This is a genomic window from Nodosilinea sp. E11, assembly GCF_032813545.1.
Lineage (GTDB): Bacteria > Cyanobacteriota > Cyanobacteriia > Phormidesmidales > Phormidesmidaceae > Nodosilinea.
Genome location: NZ_CP136520.1, coordinates 2,116,778 through 2,135,304, shown reverse-complemented (window position 1 = coordinate 2,135,304; position 18,527 = coordinate 2,116,778). Strand labels below are relative to the sequence as shown.

Below are 18,527 nucleotides of genomic sequence, written 5' to 3'. Positions count from 1 at the left end.
AGATAGATGAGCATAATCCAGGCTGATCCTCATTGTTAATCCCCCCCACTTATTTCAAAAGCACTATGGTGTAATTAGACAGCCTGAATTGTTTTAATGAGTAAGCTATCTAAAACCTGGTTGATGAGTTTGAGCTTTGGCGGCTTACTGCTTTTGTCAGCGTGTAATCTTTCCCAAGAGCCAGCCATTGACCAGCCTGGTACCAGTCGTGCTAGCGAAACGCTGAGCGAAGATGTCAATAACCTGCGCCGAGGCAGCGGCGAGCAAATCATCGCTCTGGGCGACAGTATTACGGCGGGGGCAGGAGTTGGCCTCGAGGCCGCTTACCCAAATTTACTCAGCCAAGCCTTAAATTTGCCCGTGGTTAACCGAGGCAGGGGTGGCGACACCACCGCAACAGCTCTGAATCGTTTGCAGCAAGATGTAATCGATGCAGACCCTTGGTTGGTGATTGTGGGTTTAGGCGGCAACGACTATCTCACCCAGGTGCCGCCCGCCCAAACAGAAGAGACCCTACGGCAAATTGTCACCCGCCTGCAACAAGCTGGGGTCATAGTGGTGCTTTTGGGTATGGATGTCAGCCCCTTTAACGGCAATTATGAAGGGCTATATCAGCGGGTAGCCAATGACACCCAGGCCTATCTCATTCCTGAGGTGTTAGAAGGCTTAAATGACCCTCGTTATTTGTATGATCGAATTCATCCTAACCAAGCCGGGCACGAAATTTTAGCCAATCGGGTTGCGGTAGGGTTGCAGCCGCTTTTGGAGGAGGCCATACTGCCCCCTGCTTTGCTCAATCAGCCGCAAAATTAAAAGCAGAGTTACAGAATGATTGAGCACTCCTATCGTGGCTTATAAGCGTGAAAACATTTTCTGACGCTATTGGTATTGGTCAGGTAACAACAGCTGAGGCTTTAGCGATTTTTGATGGGCTGGATACGGTTGAGGTCGATTTTATGCTGGGCGCTTGGCAAGGCTCAGGCTTCCCCACTGCCCACCCCCTAGATGGGGCGCTAGAAACCTACCATTGGCGTGGCAAACGCTTTGAGCATCCGGAACATGTGCACCCGCTGGTGTTTACTACCGCCACGGGCGGTACGACCAGCGTTAACCCCCTCTGGGCTTTACCTCTCCTCGGCTGGATAGAGCGAGTGCCCATTCCCAAGTCGGAGGGGGTGGGACGTATCTTTCAGCGGGCGTTGGGTTTGTTTTCGACTCAGCAGTCCTGCGCGCGGCTGCGGCTGACCCATTACCGGGGCAAAGAGAGCGCCACCATGGTTTATGACAGCCTGCCCATCAACGATATTTTTCGTCGGGTAGACGAACAGACGGTGCTGGGTCTGATGGATCTCAAAGGCATGGCACAACCGTTCTTTTTTGTGTTGCGGCGGGAGGCTGCTGCCTTAGGGGGCGATCGCGCCTTTTCCTAAACAATCCCAACCCTGAGCGCCACGACTCTTGATTCGCTAGTATGGAAAATGTCCTTGCGTTTAAAGATCACCCATGTCTACCGCTGCGCCCCCCATCCAGCCCCAGGCTATGGATGACACCAAACACGGTCTGCCCGTCACGATCATTACCGGCTTTTTGGGCAGCGGCAAAACCACCCTGCTCAACCACATTTTGGCCAACCAGGAAGGGCTCAAGACCGCTGTGCTGGTGAACGAGTTTGGCGAAATCGGCATTGATAACGACCTGCTGATCGCCACCGACAACAGCGACGACACGATGGTCGAACTCAGCAACGGCTGCATCTGCTGCACCATCAACAACGACCTGATGGAAGCGGTGTACAAAGTGCTGGAGCGCCAGGACAAAATCGACTACCTGGTGGTCGAAACCACCGGTCTGGCCGACCCCCTGCCTATCGCCCTGACGTTTTTGGGCACCGAGTTGCGCGATATGACCCGGCTTGACTCGATTGTCACTGTGGTTGATGCCGAAAATTACAGTTTGGATCTGTTTAATAGCCAGGCCGCCCACAACCAGATTGCCTACGGCGATATCATTTTGCTCAACAAAGCCGACCTGGTCGACAATGCCGATCTTGACCTGCTAGAAGTCAAAATTCGCGATGTCAAAGCAGGGGCGCGAATTTTGCGCACCACCAAGTCTGAAGTGCCGCTACCGCTGATTCTCAGCGTGGGCTTGTTTGAGTCAGACAAATATTTTGGGAGCGATCGCGCCAAAGACGACCACGACCACGACCATCACGGGCACGATCACCACGATCATGCTGCCCATGGCCACGAGGCCCACGACCACGAGGCCCACGACCACGCCAATTGCGACCACGACCACGGCCACTGTGAGCATGACCACGATCATGATCACCATGCCCACGGGCACCACTCTGACCACCTGGCCATTGATGGGTTTACGTCGCTGTCCTTTGCTAGCGATCGCCCCTTTGCCATTCGTAAATTTCAGAACTTTCTAGATAACCTGCTGCCCGAGTCAGTGTTTCGGGCCAAGGGTATTCTCTGGTTCGACGAAAGCCCCAAGCGCCACATTTTTCACCTCAGCGGCAAGCGCTTCTCGCTCGATGACGACGATTGGAAAGGTGAACCCAAGAACCAACTGGTGCTAATTGGTCAGGGGCTGGACCACGACACCCTGCGGCAGCAGCTTAACGACTGCCTGTGCCTCCCCTCGGCCAGTCGAGGTCTGGGGTTTGGCAAATAGGACAGGTAAAGGCATTGCAGCACAGGAAAATTCATCACTATGAAGCGTCGAGTATTTATTAATCGGCTGGGGCTGGGGCTGCTGGCCAGTTCGTTGCCGGTGGCGATCGCAGCTTGCCAGTCTGATTCATCCCCCCCGGCAGCTACCGAGGGGGAGCTAGTGGCTGTAGGCACCGTGGCTGACCTAGACGCCGCCGGTGTTTTGGCTAGCCAAAATATCCAGGGCAACAACCTGGCCGTGATTCGCGACCCTAGCGCACCAGAGTCAGTCATTGCGGTCAGCGCTGTCTGTACCCACTCTGGCTGCACTGTGCCCTGGGATAATGCCCAAGGGCTGTTTGCCTGTCCCTGCCACGGTGGGCGGTTTAACCCCGACGGCAGCGTCGTTTCTGGCCCGCCGCAACGGCCCCTGACCCGCTTTGAGGCCACCATTGACGGCGAACAGGTTTTGGTGAGACTTTGAGACAGGATTAAGAGGACGTTTGAAAAGTCCTGTTTCTTGTCGCCAAAGTGACGATCCCCTTAAATCCCCCTTAGAAAGGGGGCAGGGGGGCGGCAGGTGACTAAAGTGACAGCAAATCACTTTTCAAACACTCTCTAAAGGCTGAGAGCACAACCGTGAGCGCATTCCTCCAGTCTGAAGCCCTAACGCCTCGCCTCTAAACCCTTCTCCTATTCGGTAACCCCCTTGGCCCAATGACCGACCCCGGCAGCCAACTCCATCCCGATTGTTTAGCCTGTCAAATTTTGGCCGGGAAAGAGACCGTACCCGGCGGCACCATTGCCGAAAACTCGTGGTGGGTGGCTGACCACTGCGTTGGCCCTTACGGGCTGGGGTCGGTAGTTGTCAAAACCCGTGCCCATCGTGAAAACCTCTGGGATCTCTCTGAGGCTGAATCGGCCTCTATGGGACCTTTTTTGCAGCAGATGTCGGAGGCGATCGCCCTGGCTATGGGGGCCGAGCGGGTTTACGTCAGCCTCTGGGTTGACCAGCCACCCTACCATGTTCACTTTGTGCTGCAACCCCGCTACCCGGATGGGCAACATCCTCAAGAACTGGGCCTAAAGGGCCTCGAACTCCAGGTGTTTCGCACCCTGGGCAAGGCTCCTAGCGACACCGATATGGCTCAGGCCGCAGAGCAGATTCGAACGGTGTGGCAGCAAAAATTTGCGCAGCAGCTAGCATGCGAGTCGTAGTGCAGCGGGTGACGGCCTCCAGCGTTACCGTAGGGGGCAACGTGGTCGGCTGCATTGGCCGGGGGCTAACGCTACTGGTGGGTATTGCTCCCACCGACACGACCACAGAATTGGCCTGGATGGCCCGCAAGTGCCTAGATCTGCGGTTGTTTCCGTCGTTGGATAGCGACGGTCAAAGATCGGCCCAGGAGGGCGATCGCTGGGATCACTCTGTACAAACAATTGGGGGCGACATTTTGGTGGTCAGCCAGTTTACCCTCTACGGCGACTGTCGTAAGGGTCGCCGTCCCTCGTTTGAGGGGGCAGCCCCTCCAGCCCAGGCCGAGGCTCTGTACAACGCGTTTGTGGCATTGCTACGAGACAGCGGTCTGTGCGTCGAAACTGGCCAATTTGGAGCGACGATGCAGGTCGAGATTCACAACGATGGCCCTGTAACACTGATTTTGGATCGCGATGCCCCCGCTTGAAGGCGAGCTTTTTCATTCAACGGAGTATCACCGTGAAGCGAAGACTAAGGGGATACCCAGTAGCCATTTTGAATGGAGGTTGCTACAGTAAATGAGCTTTGAGGTTTGTAAAGAAACCATTAACAAAGCTTATACAAGGTGTCAGTTGGTGGTATGCACCAGGTCGCCCTAACGGTGAGGAGTTTCTGTAGCCCATGTCCGCAACTACAATCTTTTGCGACTTTGACGGCCCCATAGCCGATGTCTCTGAGCGCTACTACGCCACCTATCGCCAGGGGCTAGCTTGGGTTCAAGCCCTGGCTACAGCTCAAGGCGACAATTTGACCGTGCGTTACCTCTCTAAGTCCCAGTTTTGGACCTTTAAACAAAACCGCGTGCCCGATCGCCAAATTGCCCATTGGTCGGGTCTCGAAGGTCATCATATTGACAGCTTTCTCAGCCAGGTGAGCCGCATCGTCAATCACGCCACCCTACTCGATCACGATCAGGTACAGGTGCAGGCCCGTGAAGGCCTAGATATTTTGCACCAGTGTGGGGTGCGGGTGGTACTGGTTACGTTGCGGCCCCCCAACCAGGTGATGCGGTTTCTAGACCAGCACGATCTCGGCTGGGCAATCAGTGACTTATACGGCATGCCTGAGGTAGAAGCCGCCTACCAAAACCAGGCTAGTCACAAAATTGAGCGCTTGCAAGCGGCGATCGCCACCCAGCAGCGCCAGGGCTACGACCTCAGCCAGTCGTGGATGATTGGCGACACCGAAGCCGACATTATGGCGGGTCAAACCCTCGGACTCGATACCGTTGCCGTGACCTGCGGCATTCGCAGCAACACCTATCTCCAGGGGTTTCGCCCTACCCACCTAATCCCTAACCTGTGGACGGCCTGCCAGATGCTACAGCGGCGATCGACCTTAAACCGACACCGTCTCTAGACACTGACGCTAGGGGTGCTCTCGTTGCGATCGCTACTTGCCAGACTTCTACCCGTCAGACGGGTAGCGATCCCACCAGCGGTTAAGCGGATAGTAGAGGGCCGGTGCCCACAAGCTGCTTAAAATAGCCGAGCTAAGGGCGATGCGCTGGTGGTAGAGCCAGATTTTGCCCAGGGGTGGGTAGAGAGACGTGGTCGATATGAGCTGGTGAAAGCTAATTTGCAGCGCCAGCACCGTTTCAGCAATCACCGCCATCGCAAAGACAATTAGCGCTACCGATACGATGTCTTCTTGCAGGTAGCGCTGCTTTTGCAGCCGGGCCGTCAACACGCCGACCACAATCAGGCTGAGGGTGTGGGTCGGGTCGGGAGACGTCATGGCATCTTGCAGCAGCCCTAGCACTAGCCCTGCGATCGCAGCTTCCCATTGAGTTCGTTTAATGCTCCAGGCAACTACCCAGATCAGCAGCCAGTGGGGCGTCACTCCTAGCAGCTGCATCCCCGGAATCCGGCTAGGCAGCAGCAGCAGGCAAGCCCCCACCGAAGCCGCCGTGACAGCGCTATTAATTACCCAAGGCCGCCGCCATAGCGGCAGCGATGCTACCCGCAGACCCTGGGTCATAACCCTGACCCAGCGTTGTCATCCGGTACTGCCCCGTTCTCTGGGTTGGCCCCAGGTAGCACCGGATCGTCAACGGTCTCTTGAGGTTCAAACGGATGAATAATGGCCCATTCCAGCACCGGCAGCGGCGACGATAGCTGAATCACCGCCTCTGGAGCAGGGCTTTTGGTTAGATCAATCGATTCAATCCGCCCGATGGGAATATCGCGGGGGAACAGACGACTATAGGAAGACGTAACGATCACATCGCCCGTGTTGATGTCAGGCAGCTTTTCAAAAAACTCCATTACCACCCGGTTGTTAGACTGCCCTCGCACCACGCCCATGGCGCGGCTGCGGCTTACCTTCGCACCCACCCGGCTAGTAGGGTCACTCACCAACAACACCCGTGAGGTGCTGGGCGACACCGCGACCACCCGACCCACTAGACCACCCGGGCCGGTCACTACATGGCCCACAGCCACACCACTGCGCGTGCCCCGATTGAGAATGACATGCTGCCACCAGTGGTCGGCCCCCCGACCAATTACCGTAGCGCGAATGCCCTCGGTGGTAATGGTGCCTTCGTAGGCATCGAGAGTTTGGAGGGCGCGGTTTTGATTCTCTAGCTCCACAATGCGTTGCTGAAGCTCAAGAATATAGCTATTTTCAAACTGCTGTTCACGGCTTAATCCCGGCTGCAAGGGCCGAGTCATCCAGTGATAGGCTTCGTAGATCAAGGCCCCATCACTGGCCCGCAATAGCCAAGCAGAGGAAACGGCCAGAGTGACCATTCCCGCTTTGAGGGCATGACGTGTCCACCAGCGGCGTAGAGCAAACATACTTTCGGGGTAGATGACGACTCTAACGCGGACCTAGAGGCTCCGCCCGCTGAAAACTCGCCCCATTTGGCTAAAGTTTTCTAGCACTCGCCCGGTACCGAGCACCACGCAGCTCAATGGATCTGCCGCTACATGCACTAAGATGCCGGTTTCGTGACTGATTAGGGTGTCGAGCCCCTTGAGCAAAGCGCCGCCCCCGGCCAGCATAATGCCGCGATCGATAATGTCGGCAGCCAGTTCGGGTGGGGTGCGCTCTAGGGTACGCTTCACCGCTTCTACAATGACCGACAGCGGCTCGGCCATGCTTTCACGAATTTCAGCACTCTTTACGGTAACAGTACGGGGCAGACCCGACAGCAGATGCAGACCCCTCACATCCATGGCAATCTCGTGATCGTCGGGGTTAGGGTAGGCCGAGCCAATGTTGATTTTGATTTCTTCGGCAGTGCGCTCACCGACTACCAAGTTATGCACCTTTTTCATGTAGCTAGAGATGGCATCGCTCAGCTCATCGCCCGCCACCCGCACCGACTCGCTCAGCACAGTGCCCTGTAAGCTCAGTACCGCCACCTCAGTGGTGCCGCCGCCAATGTCGACGATCATGTTGCCGGTGGGCTCAGCTACCGGCAGACCCGCTCCGATCGCTGCCGCCACCGGTTCATCAATTAAATAGACTGTGCGCGCGCCTGCTTGCTGAGCCGCATCCATCACTGCTCGACGCTCAACGCCAGTGACACCGCTGGGAATGCCAATGACAATTCGGGGCGACACCAGGGTGCGGCCCTCATGTACCTGACGAATAAAGTGTTTGAGCATCAGCTCAGCGGTGTCAAAGTCAGCAATTACACCATCCCGCAGGGGTCGCAGCGCTAAGACGTTGCCAGGGGTACGACCCAGCATGCGCTTAGCTTCTTCTCCGACCGCCAGGGGCTTCTTTTCGACTTGATCAATGGCAACCACAGAGGGTTCTTGCAGCACCACGCCTTTGCCAGAAACGTACACCAGGGTATTGGCCGTACCGAGGTCAATACCCATATCGCGTGAAAATCTGTCGAAGAGAGCCACAGGCAATAACGCCCCTACACTATGAAAAGACAGGAAACCAACTTCAACGTTGAACCCGAGGGGCCAACATTGATGTCGAAGTGGATTCTATTACGTTTCGTATCAAGGCGTCCAGTAAAAGAATATTTATCAGTTACTAAAAAAACACTGGCTGATGGTAGGCCTTGAAATTTAAGCATTTTTAAGGATGTCGCCGCTTGTTTGTTGAGGCTGCCAACAGCTTGCCCCATGACGAGTCTAATCTCCCATTGGTTCCAGGCGTAGGGGGGGAAGTTTCGCCTACAATGCGGGGGCAAGAGTTGGGCGTACAGCTAATGACGATCAATGTGGTGACTCTGGTAGGCCGCGTCGGCACTGACCCAGAGGTCAAATATTTTGAGTCGGGCACCGTGGTGTGCAACTTGACCCTAGCGGTGCGGCGGCGATCCAGTCGAGATGACAAGCCCGACTGGTTTAATCTAGAGCTCTGGGGCAAAAATGCCGAAGTCGCCGCTAACTATGTGCGCAAAGGTAGTTTGATTGGTATAAGCGGTGCTCTTAAGCTCGACCACTGGCAAGATCGCGCTACGGGAGCAGCCCGTTCAAAGCCAGTAGTGCGGGTCGATCGGCTTGATTTGTTGGGGTCTCGCCGCGATAACGAATCGACTATGAGCTATAGCGACGACGAATTTTAGTTGAAGGCAATTGGTAACTACCGCAACACTTTGAAGCGCAGTCTTGGCCTCGACCACTTGCCCTCGTATTTAGGGGGCAGCGGGGCCAAACTCCTCAAGCCAATCAAAAATTTGGCTGAGCTGTTCAGTGGTTACCAAGCCGTACTGCCACAGTGCCATGGGCAATAAGTTTGTCGTCTGCCCCGCTTTGCGCAGACCCATAGCGATCGCCTCCGATGAGACCGCTAACTCGGTTTGAAGAAAGTCGATGAGTTTGGTGAGACGCTGAGAAGCCATAGAAAAACCAGGCAGAAGCCAATAATTAGCCCTCACTATAGCGACTCTGGCTAAAAGTTGTCTCTGCCCGGGGTCAGACCGCTGATCTGTCCAATGGTGACTACCGAGAACGGCTTTCTAGGTAGTCGGTCAACCGAGTCAGGGTGTCGTTAAGCTTTTCTTCGATGGTGGGTTCTGGATCGGCGGCGGCCTCTTTCCGCCTCAGGCGCTCAAAAGCTCGAATAATGACATAGAGCACCAAGGCAATAATCAAAAAGTCGATGATGGTGCCCAAAAAGCTGCCCAAACGAATGCCTGGCCCGACAACGGCTTCACGCCAGTCAGTACCAGCTTCTGCCAGCAGAGGGTTAATGATGGCAGGCATCAAGATATCTTCGACTAAAGAGGTGATAATGGCCCCAAAGGCCCCACCAATGATCACCGCTACGGCCAGCTCCACAACGTTGCCCTTGAGGGCAAAGGCTCTAAAGTCATCCCAAACGCTGCGCACGCGACCACGTCGCCTCCCCGTACCATTCGCCATACCCCTTACTCCTTAACCGTTTTACCCACAGAGATAGAGTAGTACACTGTCTCCGAAGAATCTATGTGTGGAGCTTAAGCTAGAAAACCTGCGATCGCCGCCAGTTTAACGGATCAAACCGCCGCTAAAGGTGAGATTCCGGAGGCGCGGTCCCGTGATTTGAGCAATCTGGAGCGATCGCTTTACCGCTCCTTGCCCCAGACTAGCGGTATGTTTAGCTAGCCTTTTTGTTGTCGTCGCCGTCCTATCTTAAACTGCACCTCAGGACGTTAGTGAACACGGTTAGACCGAGGAGTGACAGGATGGACGCAGCTGACCTCTGGCAACGCTACAAAGACTGGCTCTACTACCACGAAGGTCTGAGCTTTTATCTCGATGTCAGCCGTATGGGCTTTGACCATGACTTCGTCGCCCAGATGCAGCCCCGCTTTGAGAAAGCCTTTGCTGATATGGCCGCGTTGGAGGCCGGGGCGATCGCTAACCCCGACGAAGATCGCATGGTGGGTCACTACTGGCTGCGCGATGCCGACCTCGCCCCCACCCCAGAACTCAAGCAAGACATTCTCGAAACCCTGACCAGCATTGAGCAGTTTGCTAGCCAGGTGCGTACCGGCGGCATTTGCCCCCCTGGCCAAGCGCGCTTCACCGATGTGCTCTCCATTGGCATTGGTGGCTCGGCCTTAGGGCCGCAGTTTGTCGCCCAGGCCCTAGGGCCTGACTTTCCGCCCCTAGACATTCACTTTATTGACAACACCGATCCCGAAGGTATCGATCGCCTGCTGGCCCGCCTCGAAGACAAACTGCCCACCACCCTAGTGATTGTCACCTCGAAGTCGGGGGGCACTGCCGAGACCCGCAACGGTATGGTCGAAGTTCGCACTCGGTTTGAGCAGCGGGGGCTAAATTTTCCCAAGCAGGCCGTTGCGATCACCGGGCGGGGCAGCAAGCTGGAGAACCAGGCTCTCAGCGAAGGCTGGCTGACCACCTTCCCGATGCGAGACTGGGTGGGCGGGCGCACCTCTGAGCTGTCGGCGGTGGGGCTGCTACCCGCCGCTCTGCAAAACATCAGTATTCGCTCCATTCTCGGCGGCGCACGCGAAATGGATACTGCCACCCGCGTGCCCGACCTGCGCCGCAACCCCGCTGCTCTGATAGCCCTCGCCTGGTACTACGCGGGCAACGGCAAGGGCGAAAAAGACATGGTGGTGCTGCCCTACAAAGACAGCCTGCTGCTGTTTAGCCGCTACCTGCAACAGCTGGTGATGGAGTCGCTGGGCAAAGAAAAAGACCTCGATGGCAACCTGGTTTACCAGGGCATTGCTGTCTACGGCAATAAGGGCTCTACCGACCAGCACGCCTACGTGCAGCAGTTGCGCGAAGGTGTGGCCAGCTTCTTTGTCACCTTCATTGAGGTGCTCAAAGACCGCGCAGGCGAGTCGGTAGAGCTAGAGCCGGGCACCACCAGCGGCGACTACCTGTTTGGCTTTTTGCAAGGCACCCGCAAAGCTCTGTACGAAAACAGTCGCGGCTCGATTACCCTGACCATTCCCGAAGTCAATGCCCATACGGTAGGGGCGATGATTGCGCTGTATGAGCGGGCGGTGGGCTTCTACGCCTCGCTGGTGAATATCAATGCCTACCACCAGCCGGGGGTTGAGGCGGGCAAGCAGGCTGCCGCTGGGGTGCTCGACCTTCAGCAGGCGGTGGTCAAGGCGCTAGCCCACAGTGCAGAACCGCTGAGCCTGGCAGAACTGGCCGTCCAGGCAGGAGCCCCCGACGAGATCGAGACTATCTATGCGATCGCCCGTCACCTCCATGCCAACCAGCGCAGTCTAGTGATCCACGGCAACCCCGGTCATCCTGACGCGATCAAGATTGCAGCTCTAGCTTAGGGTTAGCAGGTCGGAAGGTTGGCAGGTCGGAGGGGTTCCACTTGTCAACCTTCAACCCCTAGTCTGGGATCCACACGTAGGGGCTGCCCGATACCGTTACCCCTTCGGTTTTGGAGAAGCGAATCACCACCAGCCGGGAGCTATCGCGGCCCAGGTCGAGGTATCCACTGGCCCAGACATCGGAGCGCACCACTCCGGTAATTTCGAGGCGGTAGCCACCGGGCGGCAGGTAGAGAGTTTCTTGGCGATCGAAGTTGTGGGGTCGATAAATTAGGCGGTTGTCGAGATAGACAGACCCCCATTCAGTGCCTTGGGCATCGAACTCGACCCGCACCGGCTGGGCTTCGGGGATAGGACGGGGGTAGGGCAAAATGATGATCGGTGGCTGGCGCAAGATATGAGGCGACTGCCGAATAATGATCCGTCGGTTGGAGCGAATTACGCGGTCTGACTGCACAGGGGAGCTGTCTTGGGCCAGGGCGATCGCAGGCCAGAGCAGCGAGACCAGAGCTATGCTTCCCCAGATCAAGCTCAGCCTGCGTCGCGATGCCCCTTTAGAGCGGGAATTAGACCGCTGCTGACCACAAGACTTCTCTCTGGGTGCGTCAACCACCATCCCCACGCTCCTTAAGTTAGACAATTGAACTCGCCGTCACCCTTTCAATGGCCATTTCGAGGCTATTTCGATGGTAATCTTCCCTGCCCGCCATCCCTAGCGACCTGTGACCCTTGGTCAACTGGCGGGTAGATATCCACACCCCGCCACGGCTACCCAATTGATTAAAGTTGACTAAAATTTAAGTAAGGAAAAACGGCTTACCTAGGTTTAGCCGCTAAGCTAGCTCTGACGTTTGATTGGCTGAGGCGATCGCCCTGACCGGGGCAGCTAAATCTATTTTGCCAAATCTATTTTGTTGTAGAGGATAGGGCTTTGAGTAATACCAGTAATTTTCGTGAAGCCATCAGTAAGGCTAAGGGGCAAACCCTAGTTGGCCCCAACGTGATCAAAAAGGCCCTGCCCTTTGTCGGCGGCGGGCTAATTTTGACTGCCCTGGGTTCCTTTGGCGGTCTGAGCGTCATGGCCAGCAACCCGGCCATTTTTATGCCCACCTTCTGGGTTGCATTCATCGCTCAGATTGCGCTGTTTTTTGTGGCCATGAATGTCGCCTCTAAGGGCAACAACAGCACGGCTTTGCCCCTGCTGGCTACCTATAGCCTGCTCACGGGTTACACCCTCAGCGGCCTGCTGGCCGTGGCAATTGGTACCGCTGGCGTAGGCGTCAACGGTATCGGGGCGGCAGCGCTAGCCTGCGGAGTCGTCTTTATCGCCGCTCGGCAAATTGGCTCTAACCTGTCTGAAGAAGACGGCCTCGCCCTCACCCGCACCATCGGCATTGGCATTGTAGCCGTGCTGCTGGCGGTGGTTGGTCAGTTTATCTTTGCCCTGTTTGGCGGCCCCGTTCCCCAGTTTCTCGACATCGCCATCTCGGGTCTGGGCGTGCTGGTGTTTTGCGGCGCTTCGGTGGTTGATTTCTTCATTCTGCCCCGCACCTACAAAGATGAGCAGTACCTATCGGCAGCGCTGTCGATGTACCTCACCTACATCAACCTGTTTGTGTTCATTCTGCGGCTGCTGATTGCCATCAACCGCGATTAGCGATCGCCCCAAGGCAACCGCTCCCTAGTTGGCAAAGGCCCGAAGCCGTTTGGTTTCGGGCCTTTAGTTTGGGGCTACCGACTTTTATAGCTATCGCTGACATCATGAGGATGTTTGCTTGCAACGATCCCCGTCTGTCATTAGCCCGTCTGGTTAGACATTGCCCCCAAAAACCTGAAAACGTTTGAGCGCTCAAACGTTTCTCAGGTTTAACGACGTTTCGCACCCCATCCTTCCTATACTGATACGTTGGTGCCTGTTGCACGTCGATCACCCAGGTTTTAGTTGTCAAGGAGTCCCATGTCTGTCATCCGCGCCCTGCATCAACAGTTGGTCAGCAAAGAACGCTCTGCGGTGGAGATTACCCAGGCCTACCTCGACCAAATTGCAGCCCTGGAGCCCCAAATTCACAGCTATCTGACCGTCACTGGCGATCAGGCTCTGGCCCAGGCCGCCCAGGTCGATGCCCGCATCGCCGCTGGTGAAACCATTGGGATGCTCAGCGGCATTCCTATCGCGCTGAAAGACAACCTCTGTACTGAGGGTGTGCGCACCACCTGCGGTTCCAAGATTCTGGAGAATTTTGTGCCCCCCTATGAATCGACGGTGACGGACAAACTGCGGCAGGCGGGGGCGATCGCCCTGGGCAAAACCAACCTCGACGAGTTTGCCATGGGCAGCTCTACCGAAAACTCTGCCTACCAGGTCACCGGTAACCCTTGGGATGTCACTCGGGTACCGGGCGGTTCCTCTGGCGGGTCTGCCGCTGCCGTGGCTGCTGGAGAATGTGCCGTGGCCTTGGGCTCAGACACCGGGGGGTCTATTCGTCAGCCCGCCTCCTTTTGCGGTGTTGTAGGGTTAAAGCCCACCTACGGCCTAGTGTCGCGGTTTGGCCTCGTCGCCTACGCCTCCTCCCTCGATCAGATCGGCCCCCTGACCCCGACGGTGGAAGATGCCGCCCTACTGCTCCAGGGCATTGCGGGCCACGACCCACGCGACTCCACCAGCCTAGATGTGCCGGTTCCCGACTATACCCAGAGCCTCAAAACCGACCTGAAGGGCCGCAAGGTGGGCATCATCACCGAAACCTTTGCCGCCGAGGGTATTGACCCTGCCGTTAGAGCCGCCACCGAGCAGGCCATTCAACAGCTCAAGCAGCTCGGTGCCGAGATTCAAGAGATCTCCTGCCCTCGGTTTGCCTACGGGCTGCCCACCTACTACATCATTGCCCCGTCGGAGGCCTCCTCCAACCTGGCCCGCTACGACGGAGTCAAGTACGGTGCCCGCCACAACAACGACAGCTTGATGTCGATGTATACCAAAACCCGTGCCGAGGGCTTTGGCGCTGAGGTCAAGCGCCGCATTATGATTGGCACCTACGCGCTGTCGGCGGGCTACTACGATGCCTACTATCTCAAAGCCCAAAAGGTGCGTACCCTGATCAAGCAAGACTTTGAGGCGGCCTTTGGCCAGGTGGATGTGCTGGTGTGTCCCACCGCCCCCACCACCGCCTTTAAGGCAGGCGAGAAAGTGGATGACCCGCTCAGCATGTACCTCTCTGACCTGATGACCATTCCGGTTAACCTAGCTGGGTTGCCAGGGCTCAGTCTGCCCTGCGGCTTTGATGACCAGGGCTTGCCCATTGGCCTACAGCTGATCGGCAATGTTCTGCGAGAAGATTTGCTGTTTGAAGTGGGCTATGCCTACGAGCAATCGACGGAGTGGTATCAGCGTCAGCCAAAGATGGCCTAAACCTGACGGAGGAGAGTTGAGGGGGCACCGACGAGGGCCTATTTCTTCACCCTATATTCACAGCGAAAAAATCGTCACAAAGAAGCATGGGGACCTAGAGCCGATCCCCCATAATAAAGAGCAGTATCCTCAAGACTGTTGGTCAGTTGGCCATTCATCCAACGACTCTAACCTTCCCTTCGTCACCTTTCCCTCCATGCCCATGTTCAATCTTGTTCTCGGCGTTTTGGGCATTGCAGGAATAGTTTATATCTCGCTGTGCGGCTGGCTGTGGCTGGCGCAGCGAAACCTGATGTACTTGCCCAGCCCTATCTTAGAAACCACCCCTAGCGCCTTCGGGTTGGTCTACCAGGATGTGCGTATTCCCATAGATGCAGAGCAGGGCGGTCACCTGCATGGGTGGTGGCTGCCCGCCGATCAGCACACAGATTTGACGTTTTTGTACCTGCACGGCAACGCTGGCAATGTCTCTAGCAACCTGGGCAAGGCGATGGCGTTGCGATCGCTCGGTGCGGCGGTCCTGGTGATCGACTATCGGGGCTACGGGTTGAGTTCTGGCCCCTTTCCTCGCGAGCAGCAGCTCTACGAGGATGCTTGGTCAGCTTGGCAGTTTTTGCACCGCGAGAAAGGGGTTGCCCCTCAGCATTTAGTGATCTACGGCCATTCCCTGGGGGGGGCGATTGGCATTGACCTCGCTAGTCGCATCCCCAATTTAGCGGGGCTCATCGTAGAAGGCACCTTTACCTCTATGGCCGATATGGCTACCCTGTCGCAGTACAACCGCTGGTTTCCGGTGCGGCAGTTGTTGACCCAGCGATTTAATTCCATCGCCAAGGTCGAAGGGCTAAAAATGCCCACTCTATACCTGCACGGTCTCGCTGATGCCTCGGTGCCGGTCACCATGGGCGAGATGCTTTACCAGGCCAGTGAAGAGCCAAAATCGCTGTGGCTGGTGGCCAATGCAGACCACAACGATCTCACCACCTGGGCGGGGGATGAGTTTAGTCAGCGATTACAGGAGTTTTTGCAAGATCACGTGCTGGCTCAGCGCTAATGGTCTACTGGTGAGCGTCTGCAAAGCTGGCGTAAAACCGAGTTTGAAGAGGGTTAGGCCACCGTCTGAATTTGCTAAAGTGAGCACGATAGCGCGATCGCCACAGCTAGGGGCGATCGCTTTTAGTATCCAAGCCCGCTGTTCTATTACGCTGTACTCACCGCCCTATACAAACTCCTATGGCCCGCCTTTCTACAGAACTAAATCGCTACTTTTTTGAAGAAGTTACCACCACTAAGGTCAGCCTTAAAGAGGTGCTTGACCTGGCGGGAGAGCGCACCTTTGGCTTTCTCTTTGTGTTGCTGGCCTTGCCCTCCGCCTTACCTATCCCAGCACCGGGCTATTCGGTACCCTTTGGCGTTGTGATCTTTTTGCTGGCCGTGCAGCTAATCGCTGGGCGCACCCGTCCCTGGGTGCCCGAGGGCTGGAAGACTCGCCAGTTTGACCTGGCGACGGTGCAAAAAATCATTGGGGCTGGCATCCCCTGGCTGCGACGTTTAGAGGCGGTGGCGCGCCCCCGCATGACCACAGTTTGCACCAGCCTACCGGGGCGCACCGTGATCGGCGTTGCCATCGCCACCATGGCGGTTTCGATGATGTTGCCGATTCCTTTAACCAATACTCTGCCTGCGATCGGCATTTTTGTGACCGGCTTTGGCCTGCTCGATGATGACGGTGCCATTAGCTTGGGCGGGCTAGTGCTGTGCCTCTGCGGCGGCATTCTCACCCTGCTGATTTTGTTGTTTGGCTACGAAGCCGTCAAAGCTGGGCTGAGCTTGCTGAGAGGCGGCAGTCTCTAGCCACCGATCCCCAACACCAAGCCCCAGGTCAGCAGCGTCCCCGTCGCGCCAGGGGCGTTGTCGACTACCCGCAGCCGCCAAGTACCCTGGGCTGGCTGGCCAATCAGCCGGGTGAGCCCTGGGGTAGTCGGTAGGGTATAGGTAGTACGCAGTGCCCGTTGACGCCCCAGGGTGCGGCCTTGCAGCAGCACCGCAGCGCCGCTAGGGGCCACCAGGGTCAGGCTAATATCGCCCAGAAACTCGTGGTCAAGGCTGACCTCTACCTGGAGGTCGACGACCGGCCCGGTAGCCGCGATCGCCATTCCACTCTCGACTCCCCCCGGCTGATGATCGGGAATGGCCAGGGAGGGCTGAGTTTGCTGCCGCACTACCTGCCCTAGCTGTCGCCCCGCAAAGGCCCGCCGCTGGGCTTCGCGCACCGCCGCCGCTGCATTCACCTTGCCGTAGCCAAACCATTGAGAGTGGCCGTTGGCATCGTAGGTGCCATACTGCAAACCCAGCTGAGGATCGGGGTTGCGATCGACAATTTTGTCAGCGGTGATTTGCAGAATCTCGCGCACCTGCCGGGCTGTCAGATTAGGGTTGACCGACAGCATCAGCCCCGCCACTCCTGCCACCACCGGACAAGAACTAGAGGTGCCGCCAAAGGCATTGGTGTAGTCGTCGTTGGAGTAACCGGCTCCCTGGGTGCGATCGCTCGTCACCATGCCCAGCCCCGGCTGATACTGCCGCAGTGGTGGCCCCGTCTGTACTGTGCCGACCTGGGGTAACGCCATACTGGGGGCTGCATTATTGCTGGGAGCCGCCACGGCCACATGTTCGCCCCAGTTGCTGTAGGCCGCCTTCGTCCCCAAACTCGTCGAGGCCGATACAGCAATCACGTCGGGGTGAATCGCAAACCCACTCAGCCATCGGGTCGGGCCACTGAGGGCATTTTGAGGCCACTGCATTTCGTTGATAGTGCCGCTGAGCGGGCGATTGGCGTTACCAGCCGAGAACACAATCACGCAGCCCTTGCCATTGCGGCCCAGGGTGGCGGCCCGCGTCAGGGCATTGGTCTGCCGCAGCGTCAGGGGAAAGTAGTTGGCTGCGGGCGACCAGCTACAGACAATCACATCGGCCCCCCGACGCACCGCCTCATCAAACAGCTGCTCGATCGCCCCATCGTCGATAAAGCCCGTGGTGCGAATGGGCATCAACGCGCAGCCCGGAGCCACCCCCACAATACCCGTGGTATTTTCCTCGCCGATCGCCAAACCCGCCACTGCCGTGCCGTGGTTGTCGGTCTGCTTGGTAGGCAGGGGCACTGCATCTTTATCTTGCAAATCTAGGGGGCCTACGAGTTTGCCAACCCCTTGCAGATCGGGATGGTTCAAATCAAAGCCGTCGTCGCTCACTGCGATCACCACCGATCGCGCTCCCCGCGTCACATCCCAGGCGGCCTCTGCAAAAATGTGCGACCCCGCTGCCAGGTTGGCGCCACCCCGGTGAAACAGGTGCCATTGTTGAGGGTAGCGATCGTCGGTAGGGCGGTAGAGACTGCCGGTTTCGATCGCGAGGTTAGGCTCTGCCGTCAGCACGGCATCGAGCGCAATCAGCCGGTTGGCAAGCTTGATGGGGTTTTCGGCCGCCGCCGCCGTCACCCGAGCGACAAAGGTGTGCGGAATACCTGCCACCGGCTTTTCAGGCACCAGGCCCAACTCAGCCAAGATCGCATCCATGGTTTGAGCCGCTGTATTGGGGGCAAACTGCACCGTGAGCTGATCGGTGAGGTAAACCCAGGTTTGCGGACTATCGGCCAGGCGATAAACATGGCTTGCAAACAGCACTGCCGCATCCTGTCGAGCCAGGGCCAAAGACGATTCTAGGGCAGGTTCAGCCACCTGCCACTCGATTAATTGCCCGCCAGCTACGGGTCGCACAGCCACCGGATTGAGGCGCTGTTGTAAAGCCTCTAAGGCCGTCGGACTGACCAAACGGGTGGTGAATCGGGTGGTCACCTTCTCTAACAGCAGCTCTTCACCGCCGCGCTGCAAGATCTCTCCCCGAAAATCGTGGCGGGGGCCGCTGCCGCTGGGCCAGCGAGAATCGGCGGAAGATGCAGTCATAGGT

20 protein-coding genes are annotated in these 18,527 nt (G+C 57.1%); 13 read left to right on the top strand and 7 right to left on the bottom strand.

Annotated elements, in window-relative coordinates:
- Positions 1 to 96: 96 nt before the first annotated feature.
- The 7 genes from RRF56_RS11750 to RRF56_RS11720 all read left to right on the top strand — a co-directional run bounded on the left by RRF56_RS11750 (position 97) and on the right by RRF56_RS11720 (position 5,280).
- A complete protein-coding gene (locus RRF56_RS11750) occupies positions 97 to 813 on the top strand; it encodes a GDSL-type esterase/lipase family protein (RefSeq protein WP_317037829.1) in 717 nt (238 codons plus the stop codon).
- Between the two features lie 47 nt (positions 814 to 860).
- Positions 861 to 1,430 carry a DUF4334 domain-containing protein gene (locus tag RRF56_RS11745; protein ID WP_317037828.1) on the top strand — a complete coding sequence of 190 codons (570 nt, stop codon included), beginning with the start codon at positions 861 to 863 and terminating at the stop codon, positions 1,428 to 1,430.
- Between the two features lie 73 nt (positions 1,431 to 1,503).
- On the top strand, positions 1,504 to 2,685 hold the full coding sequence (locus RRF56_RS11740; RefSeq protein WP_317037827.1) for a GTP-binding protein: 1,182 nt from the start codon (positions 1,504 to 1,506) through the stop codon (positions 2,683 to 2,685).
- A gap of 39 nt (positions 2,686 to 2,724) precedes the next feature.
- Positions 2,725 to 3,147: a ubiquinol-cytochrome c reductase iron-sulfur subunit gene (locus tag RRF56_RS11735; RefSeq protein ID WP_317037826.1), complete on the top strand. Its 423-nt coding sequence runs from the start codon at positions 2,725 to 2,727 to the stop codon at positions 3,145 to 3,147.
- Between the two features lie 233 nt (positions 3,148 to 3,380).
- Entirely contained in the window at positions 3,381 to 3,881 is a 501-nt protein-coding gene (locus RRF56_RS11730) for a diadenosine tetraphosphate hydrolase (RefSeq protein ID WP_317037825.1), read from the top strand.
- Positions 3,869 to 4,348: a D-aminoacyl-tRNA deacylase gene (dtd, locus tag RRF56_RS11725; protein ID WP_317037824.1), complete on the top strand. Its 480-nt coding sequence runs from the start codon at positions 3,869 to 3,871 to the stop codon at positions 4,346 to 4,348. Before RRF56_RS11730 ends, dtd begins: the two co-directional genes overlap by 13 nt.
- A gap of 194 nt (positions 4,349 to 4,542) precedes the next feature.
- Complete coding sequence (locus RRF56_RS11720; RefSeq protein ID WP_317037823.1) at positions 4,543 to 5,280, top strand: HAD family hydrolase; 738 nt, start codon at positions 4,543 to 4,545, stop codon at positions 5,278 to 5,280.
- A gap of 48 nt (positions 5,281 to 5,328) precedes the next feature.
- On the opposite strand, the gene mreD is transcribed toward RRF56_RS11720, so the two are convergent.
- The 3 genes from mreD to RRF56_RS11705 are packed head-to-tail and all read right to left on the bottom strand — an operon-like array spanning position 5,329 to position 7,787.
- Entirely contained in the window at positions 5,329 to 5,901 is a 573-nt protein-coding gene (gene mreD, locus RRF56_RS11715; protein WP_317037822.1) for a rod shape-determining protein MreD, read from the bottom strand.
- Entirely contained in the window at positions 5,898 to 6,722 is an 825-nt protein-coding gene (mreC, locus tag RRF56_RS11710; RefSeq protein ID WP_317037821.1) for a rod shape-determining protein MreC, read from the bottom strand. The genes mreD and mreC overlap by 4 nt, the downstream gene beginning before the upstream one ends.
- Before the next feature lie 33 nt (positions 6,723 to 6,755).
- Positions 6,756 to 7,787, bottom strand: coding sequence for a rod shape-determining protein (locus tag RRF56_RS11705; RefSeq protein ID WP_317037820.1), 1,032 nt, complete (start codon positions 7,785 to 7,787; stop codon positions 6,756 to 6,758).
- Positions 7,788 to 8,101: 314 nt separating this feature from the next.
- Here RRF56_RS11705 and RRF56_RS11700 point away from each other — a divergent pair, with 314 nt between their 5' ends.
- Positions 8,102 to 8,461 (top strand): single-stranded DNA-binding protein, encoded by a 360-nt coding sequence (locus RRF56_RS11700; RefSeq protein ID WP_317037819.1) that lies wholly within the window; start codon positions 8,102 to 8,104, stop codon positions 8,459 to 8,461.
- A 69-nt stretch (positions 8,462 to 8,530) separates the two neighbouring features.
- Here the strand turns inward: RRF56_RS11700 and RRF56_RS11695 are convergent, their stop codons facing one another.
- Both RRF56_RS11695 and mscL read right to left on the bottom strand, forming a co-directional pair.
- Positions 8,531 to 8,737: a DUF2949 domain-containing protein gene (locus RRF56_RS11695; protein WP_317037818.1), complete on the bottom strand. Its 207-nt coding sequence runs from the start codon at positions 8,735 to 8,737 to the stop codon at positions 8,531 to 8,533.
- Between the two features lie 100 nt (positions 8,738 to 8,837).
- A complete protein-coding gene (gene mscL / locus RRF56_RS11690; protein ID WP_317037817.1) occupies positions 8,838 to 9,260 on the bottom strand; it encodes a large conductance mechanosensitive channel protein MscL in 423 nt (140 codons plus the stop codon).
- Between the two features lie 302 nt (positions 9,261 to 9,562).
- Between mscL and RRF56_RS11685 the strand changes: the two genes are divergently transcribed.
- Positions 9,563 to 11,152, top strand: a complete 1,590-nt coding sequence (locus RRF56_RS11685; protein ID WP_317037816.1) for a glucose-6-phosphate isomerase — start codon at positions 9,563 to 9,565, stop codon at positions 11,150 to 11,152.
- 58 nt (positions 11,153 to 11,210) lie between these two features.
- Here the strand turns inward: RRF56_RS11685 and RRF56_RS11680 are convergent, their stop codons facing one another.
- A complete protein-coding gene (locus RRF56_RS11680) occupies positions 11,211 to 11,768 on the bottom strand; it encodes a hypothetical protein (RefSeq protein ID WP_317037815.1) in 558 nt (185 codons plus the stop codon).
- Positions 11,769 to 12,083: 315 nt separating this feature from the next.
- Between RRF56_RS11680 and RRF56_RS11675 the strand changes: the two genes are divergently transcribed.
- The 4 genes from RRF56_RS11675 to RRF56_RS11660 all read left to right on the top strand — a co-directional run bounded on the left by RRF56_RS11675 (position 12,084) and on the right by RRF56_RS11660 (position 16,415).
- Complete coding sequence (locus RRF56_RS11675) at positions 12,084 to 12,809, top strand: Bax inhibitor-1 family protein (protein ID WP_317037814.1); 726 nt, start codon at positions 12,084 to 12,086, stop codon at positions 12,807 to 12,809.
- A 300-nt stretch (positions 12,810 to 13,109) separates the two neighbouring features.
- A complete protein-coding gene (gene gatA, locus RRF56_RS11670) occupies positions 13,110 to 14,561 on the top strand; it encodes an Asp-tRNA(Asn)/Glu-tRNA(Gln) amidotransferase subunit GatA (protein WP_317037813.1) in 1,452 nt (483 codons plus the stop codon).
- A gap of 202 nt (positions 14,562 to 14,763) precedes the next feature.
- Positions 14,764 to 15,615 (top strand): alpha/beta hydrolase, encoded by an 852-nt coding sequence (locus RRF56_RS11665; RefSeq protein WP_317037812.1) that lies wholly within the window; start codon positions 14,764 to 14,766, stop codon positions 15,613 to 15,615.
- Positions 15,616 to 15,794: 179 nt separating this feature from the next.
- A complete protein-coding gene (locus tag RRF56_RS11660) occupies positions 15,795 to 16,415 on the top strand; it encodes an exopolysaccharide biosynthesis protein (protein WP_317037811.1) in 621 nt (206 codons plus the stop codon).
- Here the strand turns inward: RRF56_RS11660 and RRF56_RS11655 are convergent.
- Entirely contained in the window at positions 16,412 to 18,523 is a 2,112-nt protein-coding gene (locus tag RRF56_RS11655) for a S8 family serine peptidase (RefSeq protein ID WP_317037810.1), read from the bottom strand. The two genes, RRF56_RS11660 and RRF56_RS11655, sit on opposite strands and share 4 nt — an antisense overlap.
- Positions 18,524 to 18,527: the final 4 nt, after the last annotated feature.